The sequence below is a fragment of the Halobacteriovorax sp. DPLXC-1 genome, from assembly GCF_036903125.1.
Lineage (GTDB): Bacteria > Bdellovibrionota > Bacteriovoracia > Bacteriovoracales > Bacteriovoracaceae > Halobacteriovorax_A > Halobacteriovorax_A vibrionivorans.
On the sequence record NZ_JAYMCO010000002.1, the window covers coordinates 55,633 to 71,018 of the forward strand.

Consider the following 15,386-nt stretch of genomic DNA (forward strand, 5'->3'; position numbering starts at 1 on the left):
TTGGCATTTAGATTGCAACCTATATCTACAACATACAAATGAGAGAGGTATAAAGTGCTTAAATCAAGGATTCTGTTGGCCATATTTTTGACACTGTCGATATTTTCGACACAAGTTCACGTCTACGCTAAGCGTACACACAGCGGGGCTATCTATAAAGCTGCCGATGAGGAATTTGGAAATGAAGAGGCCCTTGTTTCACTAAAGTTTCCTTTAAAGTTTTTAAGACAAGACCTTCAAGATGTTCTAGTTAAGCCAGAAGATTCTTACTTTAAAGAGATCAGCAAGATTGATTTAAATCCTATTGATCGCACTCTTCATTTAGATGCCACTATAATCATGCCAGATTCGATGCTTTTGAGTATGGAAGATAAGGCCGGTGATAAATTATTAAACGAGCACACAATCTCTCTAGTGCTTGGTTTTCCTTCGTATGTTCGTGGCCAGTATATTGAATTAGAAATTAAGAAATTTGTCCTTGATGACGTTGATTATACAAATGGTATGCACATGGTAACTAATGTTACAGCTGCACTATTAAAAAACCGAAGCCTATTGAATTATTTTCTAGCAGATCATAAAGCTCCAACTGATTATTCTGATGAAGACCTATCAAAAATGATTCGTGAATTATTCGACAATCAAGATATTGTGATTAAAGACAACCGCATACGTGCGCGTTTTAACTTTACAAAAATTACTGGATTCACTCGTTATAGTGACTTAGAAGATCTACAGATTTGGTATATTGGACCAAAGAAAATGAAGGGAACAGCTCAAGGTGCTGCCTTTATGGTGGAGGCCGGAATTGGTAATCCATCAATTAGCTATATTAAAGGGATTCGTGATGCTGGAAAAGTTGCCGCTAATGAATTGCTTAAATTAAGAGAACAAGAATATATTACTTATGGTTTTAATAAAGACGTTGAAACGAGATTAACAAAGCTTCACTCACGCCTGATGGAAGCAACAGGTATTTTTAATTGGAACGTGCGTGAAGAGAGAATTATTGATGAAATCCGCTCAACTCTCATCTCAAAAGCTCGCAAGGCCCTTTCTAAAGACGACTTGTACTTTATTGATGAGCCACAAAAAGCAAATATTAACTTCTTTGTCGCAGCTGAAGAGTTTTTAAGAGTATCCATTGCTGACTTGAAACTTAGACATGTTATTGACATGGAAAATAGAAATGGTGGAAGCAAGGCCAAGACAATGCCATTTGTTGAAACTCGTGTTTCTCAAAATGCTGTATCACAATTCACAAACTTTTTTAGAGATTTTAAATTAATCGAAAAAGAACCATTGTTTAAAGAATTAAATGTTGTGTTAGCACCACACTTACCAGGTGTTGTTTTAAAAGGGAGAGTTAATTTAGAGTTAAATTCTCTATTTGAGATGGGGCTTGAAGGTGAAGGAATTGATTTTAATAATCCAGATATAAGACTTGATAGTAAGACATATGGGGACTCTGTTCCATTTGAATTATCACTATATGTATATATGAGAGATAATGGTGTCTTAGAGCTTGATATTAAAGAGGCCGTACTAGGTGAAGGAAGCCAAGGCCGAGTTCATTTAACACCTAAGACAGATAAAGGATACTTTCTAGAAGAGTTCACAAAACTTGCAACTGCAAATATCTTAAAAACATATTTAATTAGTGATCCTCTTGCATCAAAAGAAGGTGATGAGCAGAAAACTGATCCAAAAGAGATTAAAGAAGATCTAATTAGAAAACTTGAAAGCTTCAAAAATAACTTTGCTTCTATTAACTCTGTAAAAACTGTTGATAAATTAATTGAAGTTAAAAAACTTGATCTACAAGGGCCGTTTACGTCGATTCCTGAAGAAATGACTGAAGAGAATCTTGTTGAATTCTTTAACAATATCTTAGGTATCGATCGTCATACAGGACGTTTACAAATTAACCTTGATCCAAAGATATTGAGTGAGAAGATCCTCTATGCTCAAAACAATATTCAGGTTTGGAATATTGAGCCAATATTCGACAAGTTAATGGATAAGACATACCTAGATCTAGCGATAGGTAATGGAGTACGTAGTAAGGAATTTTTAAATACAATTTATAATCGCCAAGAAAAGAAAGATAGTCTGACTTTTGTTGGAACAAGCGGAAATGTTAAGAATGAAGGCCCTGTTGATTATTCTTTTAAAATTAAATTAAGAGAGTTTGAATCAATGGTTAATTCGATTTTAACAGCTTCAATAGCACCACAAGTTAGAGATGCAAAAGCACAACTTGCAACACTTGAGGAAGGTAGCGTTAATATTCTTGAAGACCTGACTGTAAGAACACAAGGAGATAACCAACTTTATCTATCGATTGCATTAAACCAGATTGAAAAGAAGAAGAATTGGTTTGGCCGTAGAGTATTTGACAGTATTTTTAATCGAGATGCTAAGAATTATAAAATTATTAATAATCGTTCATCAATTACAGCACGTATTAAATTGCATGCTGTTGCCTTAGATGAGCACAAGAAGGAGCTTCTTGAAAAGAATGCAGATGAAATCTTTCTAGGAAATACTCTACTAAAGATTGAACTTGAGTCTATTGGACGATCGGTTAAGAATCCAGGACTGTTTGGGTCTATCCTAAACGCTATGATAGGGGATGTGAATCTTAAGAATGGACTAATAGGTTCAAACTTAAAGAAGCTTGTATTGAAAATTGCAGGGCCAAAGCTAAATCCTGTTGGTAGAGAAAACGGAAGTGCAACTCTTGCTGGTTTCGCTCTTAATAATTATTTAAAAGTATTTACAACTAAGAATGATATCTTACTTCAACTTAACCCACGTCTTGCTGGACCTGTCTGGGATTTACTACTTGTTAAAGACCAAAACTTTAAGGGAAGAAAAGTTGGTGTAGGAATTGATTACACAAAGAAAACAATTAACTTTGATTTTAAAATGGTATTTAACCCATCTACAGTTGATAAGCATGAGCTATTTTTAATTATGAATGAGGCCAATGCAATCGTTAAAGATGTAAAAGCTGGAAACGTTAAGACAATAAAAGATTTTATCACAGTTTATGATCGCTTATATTACAATAGCGATGTAACGAAGAGATCATTAGTTCACCGCTTAAAGAAAGTTGTAACAAATTATGACTCTCTTGCACTATTAAATGAGAATAAGTCTCATTATGATAATTACTCAACAACAGGTGCAGAAATTATGCAAATTGCGACAGCTGCTAAAGTCATTGCTGATGCAATTGATGCGGTTGCAGCTCTTAAGCAGCCTAGTGGTGTAAATTATAAGCAACGTGCTAAGCAAATCGTAAACGAGCTTAATGAAGCATATATTGGTCCGTTCTCACGCTATTATGCAAAGAGATACCACACAAATAATTTAAAGATTATTAATGGTGAAATTAGTGATTGGACTTTATATATTCTACCAGATGCTCTTTTTGCTCATAAAGCATACGAGTTCTTAAAGTAATCTCTTACTATCTGGTAGACTTGCCTAAAATATAATTTAATCCAAAAAATATACTTGAACGATAGCCTCTTTTAGTTAAGGGGCTATCTTCTACGGCCGAAGAAAATACCGTATAAGAATAAAATGTATTTAAAACATATTTTTCAGTAATAGGGTAGTTACCTATCAATCGCAATGTCCATTGATGAGAATCTTCAGGTGTATACTTCGGTCGGTCTGCCCTTGCTTCAGTGTCAGTAACTCCAAAATAATAACGACTCCACTCCTTAGAGTGTTGAGAATATGAAATACCTGGCAGCAGGCTAATCATTTCACCTTTCCAAGGTTCAAATTGGAAGGCCTTAGAAACTGAGACACTGTATTTATTTGCTTCTGAGCGACCACTGATATCTCTTTCATAAGAAAATCTTGTCATAAACCACTTAGAAGGCAGTAAGAAACTCAGACCTAGATCAAGTGAGCGATTTCTCTCTCTTAGTCCTTCATTATAAGTGCCTTTTTCGGCCTCTACTTTATTAAAGTCTGGCTTTAGAGTAAGTCTTGTTAGAGGAAGTAGCTTAAAACTTGCGGCAACTCCACGAAAAGAGAAGCGTTTGTAATTATAAGTGATTGAAGGAACAACTGGAATATCGAAACTATCACCAACTTTATATAGAGATGTCGATATACTTGAGCCCAGACCTATCTGATTAGTTGGCTCAGGCCTTTTTGCTCGTTGCTTTTCAAGATTATCGATGCGATCAGTGCGACCATTGGAAAAGACTAAGGCCTGTCCAAAGAGAGCAGGCCCTATAATCAATAATTTTATGAATTTGAAAAGTGTTTCTTTACTACTTGGCAAACGTATTCGCATTCTTCTTCCGTGATATAAGCGTAACAAGGTAGGTTTAGTACGGCCTTACTTATATAGTCCGCATTTCCATTATCAATTGATCCGGCCATATACTTTGGAGCAGCTTCTTGCTTACTCATTGCACCTGGATAGATTGTTCCAAAACCGACATTGGCCGCCTTTAGTGATTCAATTAATGGTCCTCTAAGATCTGGATCAATTAAGGCCACACTACAATATCCATTCTCTTCAACGTGAGAAGGAACTTCTTGTATTTTTAAAGGTAGGCCTTGTAAGTTTTCTTGATAGTATTTAACTGCTTTTCGTCTTGAATCTAGTCTTGCATCAATGTGCTCAAGTGACATATTTAGAAATAGTGACTCGTAAGCACCAATTCTAGAGTTCCAACCAATAAGTCCATGTGAGTAATGGCTTGTACGACCATGATTGATTAAAGTACGACAAGTATTAATAATTTGCTCATCTGTTGAAAAGATTGCTCCCGCATCACCTGAAGCTCCCAGGACCTTTGCAGGATAGAAACTTGTTGTTGCAACTTTTGCGCTTCCTAGTAGAGACTCGCCATGAACTTTAGTTCCAAAGCACTGAGCACCGTCTTCTATTAGAGTAACTCCGTTATCTTCCGCAATTTTTCTTATTTCCATCGTGTCTGGACAACCCCATCCATATAGGTGAACAAGAATAGCTGCCTTTGGTTTAAATTTTTCAACAGCTTCTTTAAAAGTTTCTTTATCCCAGTGAAGTGTCTCACGACTTACGTCAACTGTAACAGGTTTGGCATTAACATTAACAACAGCTTCAAATGTTGCCCAAAAAGTCATATCTGGAATTAGAACAACATCATCTTTATCAATACCGACACCACGTAATGCAATTTGAATTGCATCTGTACCGTTAGCACAACCAACGACATGTTTTGCTTCTGTTTTCTCTTTTAGTTTTTCTTCAAGTTTTGCAACTTGAGGTCCACCAATAAATTGTGTGTTATCAAATAGAGTTTCTACTCCAGCTAAGAATTCTTCACGAAAGCCATTTTCGAAACGATTTAGGGTAATAAATGGTACGCCGTTAATTGACATATTTCCTCGCAATTTTAATAGATTATGAGTCATTATATGTGAAAGTATATATGATAGAAATAGCTTTTAAGATTTTTTTTACTTTACCTCGCATTGCGTTCATAAATCTTTACAAAAAATAAATATAATCGATTGCATCCTACTCTTAAAATTTACTCAACATAAGAATGAAATATCTTCGTATATCTCGTAAGGAGCAATAATGAATTCAGTTAAGTTTATGGCCATGACATTGGTATTAGGTTTTTCACTTAATACACAGGCTGCTAAGAAACCAAATTTTCTAATTATTTGGGGAGACGATATAGGAGTTGAGAATATCTCTGCCTATTCTCACGGAATCATGGGATATAAAACACCCAATATCGACCGAATTGCAAAAGAAGGTATGATGTTCACCGATTATTATGCAGAGCAGTCTTGCACAGCTGGTCGCTCTTCATTTATTACAGGCCAGTCTGGACTTAGAACAGGTTTAACTAAAGTTGGACTTCCTGGAGCAAAAGCGGGCCTTCAGGATCGCGATATAACAATTGCTGAAGTTTTAAAAACGCAAGGTTATGTAACAGGTCAATTTGGTAAGAACCACTTGGGTGATCGCGATGAACACCTACCAACAAAACATGGCTTTGATGAATTCTATGGAAATCTCTATCACTTAAATGCCGAAGAAGAACCAGAGGATCCAGATTATCCAAAAGATAAGGCCTTTCATAAGAAGTTTGGGCCACGTGGGGTACTACACTCATTTGCAGACGGTAAAGTGAAGGATACTGGCCCATTAACAAAGAAGAGGATGGAGACAGTTGATGAAGATATCGTTAATCGCTCCATTAAATTCATCGGTGAAGCCGTAAAGAAAAAGAAGCCATTCTTTGTATGGGTTAATACAACAGGTATGCATTATCGTACTCATCCAAATCCTAAGATCAAAGGTATTTCAGGCCAGGGTGATTATAATGATGTTTTTCTTCAACATGATGGCTATGTTGGAAAACTTCTCGATACCTTAGAAAAGAATAAAATAAAGGATAATACATTTGTTATGTATTCTACAGATAACGGAGTTCATTATAATACGTGGCCTGATGCTGGAATCACAAAGTTTAGAAGTGAAAAGAATACAAATTGGGAAGGAGCCTACCGTGTTCCCGCCCTTGTTATGTTTCCAGGAAAGATTAAGCCCGGAACAATTTCAAATGAAATTGTCTCAGCACTAGATTGGATGCCTACAATTGCGACTTGGGCCGGAGTAAAAAATCTAAAAGAAGATCTATTAAAAGGAAAACGAATAGGAAAGAAGAAAGCAAAGCTTCACCTTGATGGATACGACCTCACTAAGTATTTAGAAGGAAAAGAAAAAAAGTCTCCACGCGACAAGTTTATATACTTAGATGATCAAGGCGTACCTGTTGCGATTCGCATGGGTGATTGGAAAGTTGTTTTCTCTGAACAAAGAGCTAAGACAATGGCACTTTGGGCCGAGCCTTTTGTCGATTTAAGAGTATCTAAAGTATTTAATCTTAGACGAGATCCTTATGAAAGAGCGGATCAAAACTCAAATTCATATTGGGATTGGATGCAGTACAAGGCGGCTTATGTCTATATGGCCATGGATGAGACGACTAAATATCTTCAAACATTTAAAGAATATCCACCGAGTCAAACAGCAGATACGTGGAGTATGAAAGATATTACAAAAAGTATTCTTCAACAGGTTAAAAAGAAGTAGGCCGTTATGACAGTATTAAATAAAATAAAAGATATTCAAGAGGCCCTAAATAAAAGAATAATTGGGCAAAGTGATGTTATTGAAAATATCATTCTTGCGGTACTTTGCAATGGGAATCTTTTATTAGAAGGTAATCCCGGAACAGGAAAAACCACAACCATTAAGAACTTAGCAAGTTTATTAGCAGCAAATCTTGGACGAATTCAATTCACACCAGATCTTCTTCCTTCTGACGTTACAGGAGGTGAAGTGTTTGAAAACGGTAAAATTGAATTCCAACAAGGGCCAATCTTTAATAATCTAGTTCTTGCTGATGAAATCAATCGCTCTCCAGCAAAGGTTCAGTCAGCTCTTTTAGAGGCCATGGAAGAAAGGCATGTAACAGTTAATGGTAAAACGTACAATCTGCCGAAGCTTTTTATGGTTCTAGCGACACAAAACCCAATTGAACAAGAGGGGACATATCCTCTACCAGAAGCTCAGCTGGACCGCTTCATCTTTAAATTAATTCTTGAATATCCTAGTAAAGAAAATGAAAGAAAGATAATGGAGCTTATGCGCCAAGATATTGCACAAAGTCCTCTTGATGCCATCAGTGATGAAAGTGTTATCTTTTTGGCCAGAAAAGAGGTTCAAGAAGTTCATTCATCAGATGCTATCGGACAGTATATCGTTGATCTTGTGGATATAACAAGAACCCCTGAGAAAATATCTAACGATTACGGACGCTATTTAAAGCTAGGTTTAAGTAGTCGGGCCAGCCTTTCACTTGATAAGGCGTCTAAGGCAAAGGCCTGGCTGAGTGGTAGCGACTTTGTTTCACCTGAGCATGTAAGATCAATAATTAAGCCAGTGCTTAGACATCGTTTATATCTATCATTTGAAGCTTATACTGATGGTATTAGTGCAGATAATATTATTGATCACATCATGGATTCAACTGCTGTTTTATGAGCTTAGATCCACGAATATACCCAGATTTTAATCACCTAATGAAGTTTAAATCTAAGGTTTTAAACTTTAGGCCTTTCTTGCAAAAACCAATTTACAATCTACTAACTGGTAGATTTAAATCCAAAATTAAAGGCCAAGGTATGTATTTTGAAGAGATTGCAACATATCACTATGGTGATGATGTTAGGAATATTGACTGGAAGCTAACTTCTAAATTCAAAACACCATATATAAGAAGGTTTACTGAAGAAAAAGAGAGACCTCTTATTATTGTAATAGACCTGTTTTCAACTATGTTCTTTGGCTCGACAGAAAAGTTTAAATCTGCTCTTGCTGCAGAAATCGCTTCTTTAGTTTATTGGAAGACATTAGAAAATGGTGATCCAATTGGTGCATGTGTTTTAAATGATACACAAAATGAGTATCTCGTTCCCACAAGAAGCACCACTAAATCTTTAAGAATCTTAAAGGAAATATCTCTTCATTGTAATCGTTTAAATAAGAAGAGTATCGATACAAAGAATGAGGTTTTAGCAAAAAGACTTAAAAGCTTGGACTATTCCATAAAGAATAATTCTTTGGTCGTATTCATAAGTGATTTTTTAAGTTTTGATGAGGAATCAAAAAGCATTTTAAAGAACTTGGCCCATAGGAATGAATTAGTAGGAGTAAGGATAAGTGATAAATTTGAGCGTGAGCCTTTAGCAAATACCCCAAGTCTTGTGATTAGTAATGGCGACAGTCAAATCTTTTTAAACTCCAACAATACTATTCTTAATGAGGATTATGCCAGATTATATGAAAACGAGTTTCTAAGCATTAGTGAAACCTTTAAGCGCTTACAAGCGCCATTAATTGAAGTTAACACCCAAGAAGACCTCTTTAATCAATTACAGCAGGTGACTAATGGATAAAGCTAATTCTGTATTAACGAATGAGGATTTTGGAAATCTAACAATTAAGGGGATTAGTGAGATTAAGCCTCCTGAAATTATTGTTTCAATGACTCCTCAAACATGGGGATGGGCTGCGCTATTAGTTATCATAACTATAGGTCTTGCAATGAAAATTAGAAGCTATATTAAATATAGAAAAAAATACGGGCAATATCGAGCGATCTTCTCTGCACTTAATAAAGAAAGTAATATTTCAGAGATCTACTTATTTGCTAAGAAAATTTATCTTATTAAAAATAAAACTCCTCCAAATGAGATGTTTTTAAAATCTATTTCTAACACGCATATCAGCTTTTCTGATATGGAACAAAATCATATTAATGAATTTCTCTATAAGCGACACGAAGAGATAAATATGGATGGCCTAAAAACCAAGTTGTTAAAATGGGTTGAGAAGGAATTATGATAAGTTTTGAATCTCCTTACATGCTCATTCTTTTTTTTATACCCTTTGTAATATTCTACTTGCTTCCTGCTTACAAAGAAAAAGAGCTTTCTCTCAAAGTTTCTTTTTACAATTTGTACCAAAGTATTATGAAAGAAAGCTTAGAACATGGACAAGTACAACAAAGAGATCGATTGCGTAAGATACTATTAATTATTGCATGGGTATTATTCTGCTTGGCCTTGGCCCGACCTGTACAGCAAGGAAGAGAGATTGTTAGGGAAGATTCATCTAAAAGTTTTTATCTGGCACTTGATATCTCTGGTTCAATGAATCATATAGAAAGCGATGGCGACTCGAGACTGCAAATTGCAAAATCAATATTAACTAAATTTATAAAGGAAAGAGAAAATGACAATCTTGGGCTTATTGTCTTTGGTGATGCTCCATATCTTCAGGCACCTTTAACAAAAGACTCTACTGTCATATCTGAACTAATTGATCAGGTGGAGGTCGGAATGGCAGGACTAAGTACTCATTTAGGTGATGCAATAGGCTTGGCCATTAAAATGTTTGATAATATAGAAATCAAGGATAAAGTGTTAATTGTTCTTACTGATGGTAATGATACAGGAAGCTTAATTGCTCCAAGAGAAGCATCAAAGATTGCAAAAGAGAGAAATATCAAAATTCACACAATAGGTTTTGGGAATCCTACTGAAGTCGGAGAGAATCCTATTGATGTCGAAGTATTAAAACAAATTTCTAATGTAACAAATGGAAAATACTTCTTACCAAAGAGTGAAAATGACTTAGAAAATGTATTTAATGAAATTAATAAAATAGAAGAATCTAAAATAAACAAGACATCTTATACTCCAAAATACGAGCTATTCTATTATTTAATATTGATCAATATAATGATTTATCTATTCTATTTGGTCGTAACAAATCTATCTAAAATTAAAATGAAAGGAGGCCGACATGTCTAATTTTCATTTTATTAGGCCTTACTACCTACTATTACTTATACCTGCGTTTTTCTTTCTATTCTTATATTTTAAACAAGGCCGATACGGGATTTATAGTCGTATCTTTCCAAAGCATATTCTTAAGAATATCATGATAAAACCAAAGGCCGCATCAGTATTTTTTAACCCAACTAATTGGTTCTTTATCATACTCATACTCTCCATCATAAGTATCTCTGGGCCGACTATTTCAAAAGTAGAAACTCCTTTTAATCAAGATGAAAGCCGTACTATTATTGCCATATATATTGGTGAGTCTATGGAGGCCAACGATATAACCCCAAATAGACTCGAAAGAATCAAAATCAAATTACAAGAATTATTTAAGATCCGAAGCAATGGATATTATTCGATTGTGGTTTACACCAGTAATGCTTATCAAATATTACCTTTTACTAAGGATACTCAAATCCTCTCAAACTTTGTCAAGGCCTTGGCAGCTGATATGTCACCAGTTTCCGGCCGGAATGAATCGTCTTTATCCTCAATCATTTTTAAGAGTTTTAAAGAAGGGGCCAAAGGACAAAATCTGCTACTTGTAACTGATGAGATCACAATAAAAGATTCAAAAGGATTAAGGGCACTTTTAAAGAAGTATCAAATTAATCTTTCAGTATATGGAATAGGAAATAGTTCTGTAGAGCTTGAAAACTTCAATTTTGATAATACGAGTCTAAAGAAGTTCTCTAGTATGTTAAATGCAAACTATACTGAATTTGATTTAGGAAATAGTGACTTAAGAGATATCAATTCTAGCTTAAAAGAATACTATCCTATAAGTGATGATGACGAACTACCTTGGCACGATCTAGGTTATTATTTATTATTTATCATTCTGATTCCATTTGCTATGTCTTTTAGAAAAGGATGGATTGCTCGTATAACAATATTTTCCGGTATTTTTATCCTTTCAGGAAATTATCAAGAAGTAGAGGCCTCTCCATTTTTGTCTCCTTTTTTTACTGGGGATCAACAAGGAAAGATTTATTATCAGTTAGGACGCTACGATAAAGCCGCTAAGTCATTTAAGAACCAATATTACAAAGGAATTTCTTACTATCTCGCACAAGACTTTAAAAATGCGCAAGTATCACTAACAAATATAGATACTCCGGAAGCGAAATTTGCTCACGCAAACTCCCTCGCTCATTTGGGATATTATCTCTCTGCAATGGAAGAGTATCAGGAATTATTAAAAGAAGCTCCTGAGTATGAGAAACAGGCAAAAATCAATATCAATATTATGAAAGCTTTAGTTGAAGAAGTAGATAGCCTAAGCGAGTCTCAAAGGCCTGAAGGAGAGGAATTGGCCAATATAAAGAAAGATAAATTTAAAGTAGCGAGAGGAAGTAAAACAAGCTTTAATGAGTCAAATAATGAAAATGATAAGACTCCCCTTGATATTAATTCTTGGATGAAAAAAGTCCACGCTCCACTTGAAGATTTTCTTGTGAGAAAGATACAAGTATTAGAGGCCCGTAGAAATGAAAATTAAAATTTTATTAATCTTTTCACTTCTTATCATGTCTTTTCATAGCTTTGCTGATGAGTTTGAGGACCTTCTAAATCAGTATGACATTACAGCATCAATTGCTCCTAGTGAAATTAATCAAGATAATTTGTATGTAAGGCAGCAGTTAAATTTTGACGTTATCTTAAAGCACAAAGAAGGAATCTCTATAGACTTTTATATCCGAGATATTAATTTTGAAAAAGGGATTAGCTCTCAATTAAGTTCAAGAGTTTATTTTATGGACTCTAGAAAGCCAGGATATTTACGAAAAATTCAAACAATTCAAATATATTCTAATTATACAGGTGAGCAGAAAATTAATTCAGTAGAGCTTGGACTTACTTTAAAAAAAGATAATAAGTCAGTGTCGGGTATCATAAAGTCTACAGGCCACAGCTTTAAGGTAGAAGAAATTAATGAAACTTATAATTTTGTTGGTGAAGATGTCCAGGCTTCAATTAATTTAAATTCAGATATTGAGAATTTAAAACGTGGTGATGCCATTGAATTTGAAATAAGTCTTTCAGCGAGTGCAACGAGTATCGCACTTATACCAGAGCTTAGAATGGAAGAAGCAGAAGGGGTAAGCTTCTATTATCAAACTCTAGAAAAGGAAGATCGAATCGATCGGGGAGTCGCAAGTTCAAAAATTAGGCAAAAGGTTACTGCTATACTCGATAGGGCCGGAGAATTTAGTCTGAAACCTAAAAAGATAACCTATCTCAATATAGAGAGCTCAAATGTAGAAGAGATTGTATTTGATGAAATTCAATTAGATGTTTCAGGGTTTTATATTCCTATAAGATATCGCCTCTTTGCTTCTATATTTGCATTGTTATTCTTTATATTAACTTATATTAGCTTTTATTATCGACAACTTATAAAGGATTCGTTCTTGCAATTTAAGGCAAGGCGAAAGAATAAGAAGGAATTAGCTAATATAATAAAAACGAAAGATTCAAAGAAACTTCTGAATTACTTATATTTAAGATTTCACTCCTATGAGCTAGAGGTAATTCTTCCTAATATTGAAAATTTAGAGCAAAGAAAAGCTATTCAATCAATTATGGCCAGTCTATATTCAACTGAAACAATAAGTTTAATTGATGACTGGAAGGTGTTAGAAGAGCTCAAGGTAGATCTGTCTAATAAGGCCTCGCCTGTTTATCATAATGATATTAGCGAGCTTAATGCATGAGACATTTGATTTCATATCAAATACTAATTACTTTATTAATTTTGACAACTTCATGCTTTAGAAGTGAAATTGAAGTTGTTCCATTTGATGCAAATACAAGAAGTCTCACGGCCCTTTCTAACGACAACGATCCATCACAATGTTTAGAGTGTCATAAAAAGGAAGTTGATCAATGGAAATCATCTGATCACTTTCACTCAATGAAGCTTGCTTCTAAAAATAATGTTCTTGCTAATTTTTCAAATGCAAAGTTTCAAGCAAGAAAAACTAATTATCGCTTTTTCACAAATGATGAAAACTTCTTTGTTGAAATTGATGGCCAAAAATATCCTATTATTTATACCTTCGGTTATATGCCACTTCAGCAATACGTAATACAATTGCAAAATGGTCACTTTCAAATTCTTCCTATCGCTTGGGATGTTAAACAAAAGAAGTGGTACGATACCCTTGTACACTTATCATCAGCTCAACACGACTCACTTCACTGGAGTATGCGCGAACATAATTGGAATAATCGATGTGCTTCTTGCCATTCAACAGGCCTTATAAAGAATTACGATTTAAATAACCATGCTTATGACACTAAATCCATTACTACAAATATTTCATGCTTTTCATGTCATGGTGATGCTAACCTTCATCTGAAATGGGCGAGATTAAAGGATGCTGATCTTGACGTAAAGAATAAGGGCTTCTTTGAAGACGCTGACAAGGGTTTTAAGACAATGGTTGCCCCCAATGGTCACCATGCACCTAATTTAATCTCAAACGATGATATCAATAGCAAATGCCTCTCATGCCATTCATTAAGAGAGGATATGACTAGTAATGCAAATTATACCAATGATTATCTAAATCAATTCTCTCCGAGAATAGTGAGTGAGCAACATTATCAACTAGATGGACAACAAGATGAAGAAGCATTTGTTGGTGGCTCATTTATGCAATCTAAAATGTTTCACAAAGGTGTAAAGTGTATTAATTGTCACAGTCCACATACTGGAAAGCTTAAGTCCCAAGGAAATAGCTTGTGTTTGCAATGTCATACACAAAACTATGCAGAAATATCCCATACCCAGCATAAGAATGATGATATTACATGCATGAACTGTCATATGCCTAAGAAAACCTATATGGGTATAGATATGCGTGCCGACCACCAATTCGTTATTCCAAGGCCTGATTATTCACTTAAGTATGGAGTATCAAATAGCTGTACCAATTGCCATAGTGATAAATCTAGACAAGAAATGAATGAGATGTTTCAAGCAAAATATCCAAAGCTAAAAACCCGTCATCGATTATTAGAAATAATAGGGGAAAACCGTTTAGGAAACCTCAGTAGTAAACAGGCCTTTTTGGATTATATAAATGACAAGACAATTCCCGAAATGAGACGTGCTCAAGCTGTATCTTACTTAAGAGAGTACCCGAGTATGAAACAACAAGATTATGAAAAACTCTTGGATTCAAAGTCTATCTTAGTAAGAAAGGCCACCTTGGAATTGATAGCAGAGTTTCCCGATCTTTCTCGACTGGAAAAGTCTATTATGGAATTGGCAAAGAGTAGTATCAAATCATTGAGTTATCCAGCGACATATATATTAGTTATGCATGGGCTTAATTTAACATTAGAAGAAAACAAAGAGATAAAGCTTAATCTTAAAGAATATATTAATCATTTAATTAGACATAGTGACTCTCCGGAAAACCTTTTAAGATTGGCAAACTTGTCTCGATTTGGGCATTTTTCAAGGAGTCCTGCTGAGCTTTTAAATGGCGCTATTAGAAAGTATCCTAATTTTATTGGTGCATATATTAACTTGGCAGATATGAGCCGCGCCTCAGGAAATGAAAACCTGAGTCATGGATACCTAATGTCGGCACTTCAGAATTCTCCTGAATCAGCTCCAGTTCATGCCGCTTTAGGAATGAGTTTTACAAGAGCTCAAAATTATCAAAAAGCACTAGAGTTCTTTAATAAAGCTTCTGTCTATGAAAAGAATAATCCATATTATAGCTACCTCTATATCCTGACTCTAAAATCGATCCAGGGGAGCGAGAAGGCCATTATTGCGGCCGAAAAGAGACTGAAAAGGTTTAGAGACTCATTTCTTTTTAATCAATTAGTTTTTAGCTTAAGTGTGGAGTTACAAGATGTTGAGCGTGTAAAGAAATACACGCCCATTATTAATAAGTTTAGAAATTAGA

Annotated in this window: 11 protein-coding genes; 9 read left to right on the plus strand and 2 right to left on the minus strand. The window is 34.8% G+C overall.

Annotated elements, in window-relative coordinates:
- Positions 1–75 precede the first annotated feature (75 nt).
- Positions 76–3,471 carry a hypothetical protein gene (locus VCM44_RS08485; RefSeq protein WP_334678542.1) on the plus strand — a complete coding sequence of 1,132 codons (3,396 nt, stop codon included), beginning with the start codon at positions 76–78 and terminating at the stop codon, positions 3,469–3,471.
- Positions 3,472–3,478: 7 nt separating this feature from the next.
- On the opposite strand, the gene VCM44_RS08490 is transcribed toward VCM44_RS08485, so the two are convergent.
- Together VCM44_RS08490 and VCM44_RS08495 are read right to left on the minus strand one after the other, a co-directional pair.
- The gene (locus VCM44_RS08490) at positions 3,479–4,324 is read right to left on the minus strand and encodes a MipA/OmpV family protein (RefSeq protein ID WP_334678543.1); all 846 of its coding nucleotides are present in this window, start codon (positions 4,322–4,324) and stop codon (positions 3,479–3,481) included.
- On the minus strand, positions 4,276–5,403 hold the full coding sequence (locus tag VCM44_RS08495) for a DegT/DnrJ/EryC1/StrS family aminotransferase (RefSeq protein WP_334678544.1): 1,128 nt from the start codon (positions 5,401–5,403) through the stop codon (positions 4,276–4,278). Before VCM44_RS08495 ends, VCM44_RS08490 begins: the two co-directional genes overlap by 49 nt.
- A 202-nt stretch (positions 5,404–5,605) precedes the next feature.
- Between VCM44_RS08495 and VCM44_RS08500 the strand changes: the two genes are divergently transcribed.
- The 8 genes from VCM44_RS08500 to VCM44_RS08535 all read left to right on the plus strand — a co-directional run bounded on the left by VCM44_RS08500 (position 5,606) and on the right by VCM44_RS08535 (position 15,385).
- Positions 5,606–7,135, plus strand: coding sequence for an arylsulfatase (locus VCM44_RS08500; RefSeq protein WP_334678545.1), 1,530 nt, complete (start codon positions 5,606–5,608; stop codon positions 7,133–7,135).
- A 6-nt stretch (positions 7,136–7,141) separates the two neighbouring features.
- On the plus strand, positions 7,142–8,089 hold the full coding sequence (locus VCM44_RS08505) for an AAA family ATPase (protein WP_334678546.1): 948 nt from the start codon (positions 7,142–7,144) through the stop codon (positions 8,087–8,089).
- 38 nt (positions 8,090–8,127) lie between these two features.
- Complete coding sequence (locus VCM44_RS08510) at positions 8,128–9,003, plus strand: DUF58 domain-containing protein (RefSeq protein WP_334678547.1); 876 nt, start codon at positions 8,128–8,130, stop codon at positions 9,001–9,003.
- On the plus strand, positions 8,996–9,451 hold the full coding sequence (locus tag VCM44_RS08515) for a hypothetical protein (protein WP_334678548.1): 456 nt from the start codon (positions 8,996–8,998) through the stop codon (positions 9,449–9,451). Before VCM44_RS08510 ends, VCM44_RS08515 begins: the two co-directional genes overlap by 8 nt.
- 128 nt (positions 9,452–9,579) lie before the next feature.
- The gene (locus VCM44_RS08520; protein ID WP_334678549.1) at positions 9,580–10,422 is read left to right on the plus strand and encodes a VWA domain-containing protein; all 843 of its coding nucleotides are present in this window, start codon (positions 9,580–9,582) and stop codon (positions 10,420–10,422) included.
- The gene (locus VCM44_RS08525) at positions 10,415–11,956 is read left to right on the plus strand and encodes a VWA domain-containing protein (RefSeq protein WP_334678550.1); all 1,542 of its coding nucleotides are present in this window, start codon (positions 10,415–10,417) and stop codon (positions 11,954–11,956) included. Before VCM44_RS08520 ends, VCM44_RS08525 begins: the two co-directional genes overlap by 8 nt.
- On the plus strand, positions 11,946–13,172 hold the full coding sequence (locus VCM44_RS08530; RefSeq protein WP_334678551.1) for a hypothetical protein: 1,227 nt from the start codon (positions 11,946–11,948) through the stop codon (positions 13,170–13,172). Before VCM44_RS08525 ends, VCM44_RS08530 begins: the two co-directional genes overlap by 11 nt.
- 41 nt (positions 13,173–13,213) lie before the next feature.
- Positions 13,214–15,385: an ammonia-forming cytochrome c nitrite reductase subunit c552 gene (locus VCM44_RS08535; protein WP_334678552.1), complete on the plus strand. Its 2,172-nt coding sequence runs from the start codon at positions 13,214–13,216 to the stop codon at positions 15,383–15,385.
- Position 15,386 lies beyond the last annotated feature (1 nt).

Coding starts and splice junctions, on each gene's coding strand:
- VCM44_RS08490 (WP_334678543.1), bottom strand. CDS start 4,324: ATGCGAATACGTTTGCCAAGTAGTAAAGAAACACTTTTCAAATTCATA.
- VCM44_RS08495 (WP_334678544.1), bottom strand. CDS start 5,403: ATGTCAATTAACGGCGTACCATTTATTACCCTAAATCGTTTCGAAAAT.
- VCM44_RS08500 (WP_334678545.1), top strand. CDS start 5,606: ATGAATTCAGTTAAGTTTATGGCCATGACATTGGTATTAGGTTTTTCA.
- VCM44_RS08505 (WP_334678546.1), top strand. CDS start 7,142: ATGACAGTATTAAATAAAATAAAAGATATTCAAGAGGCCCTAAATAAA.
- VCM44_RS08510 (WP_334678547.1), top strand. CDS start 8,128: ATGAAGTTTAAATCTAAGGTTTTAAACTTTAGGCCTTTCTTGCAAAAA.
- VCM44_RS08515 (WP_334678548.1), top strand. CDS start 8,996: ATGGATAAAGCTAATTCTGTATTAACGAATGAGGATTTTGGAAATCTA.
- VCM44_RS08520 (WP_334678549.1), top strand. CDS start 9,580: ATGAAAGAAAGCTTAGAACATGGACAAGTACAACAAAGAGATCGATTG.
- VCM44_RS08525 (WP_334678550.1), top strand. CDS start 10,415: ATGTCTAATTTTCATTTTATTAGGCCTTACTACCTACTATTACTTATA.
- VCM44_RS08530 (WP_334678551.1), top strand. CDS start 11,946: ATGAAAATTAAAATTTTATTAATCTTTTCACTTCTTATCATGTCTTTT.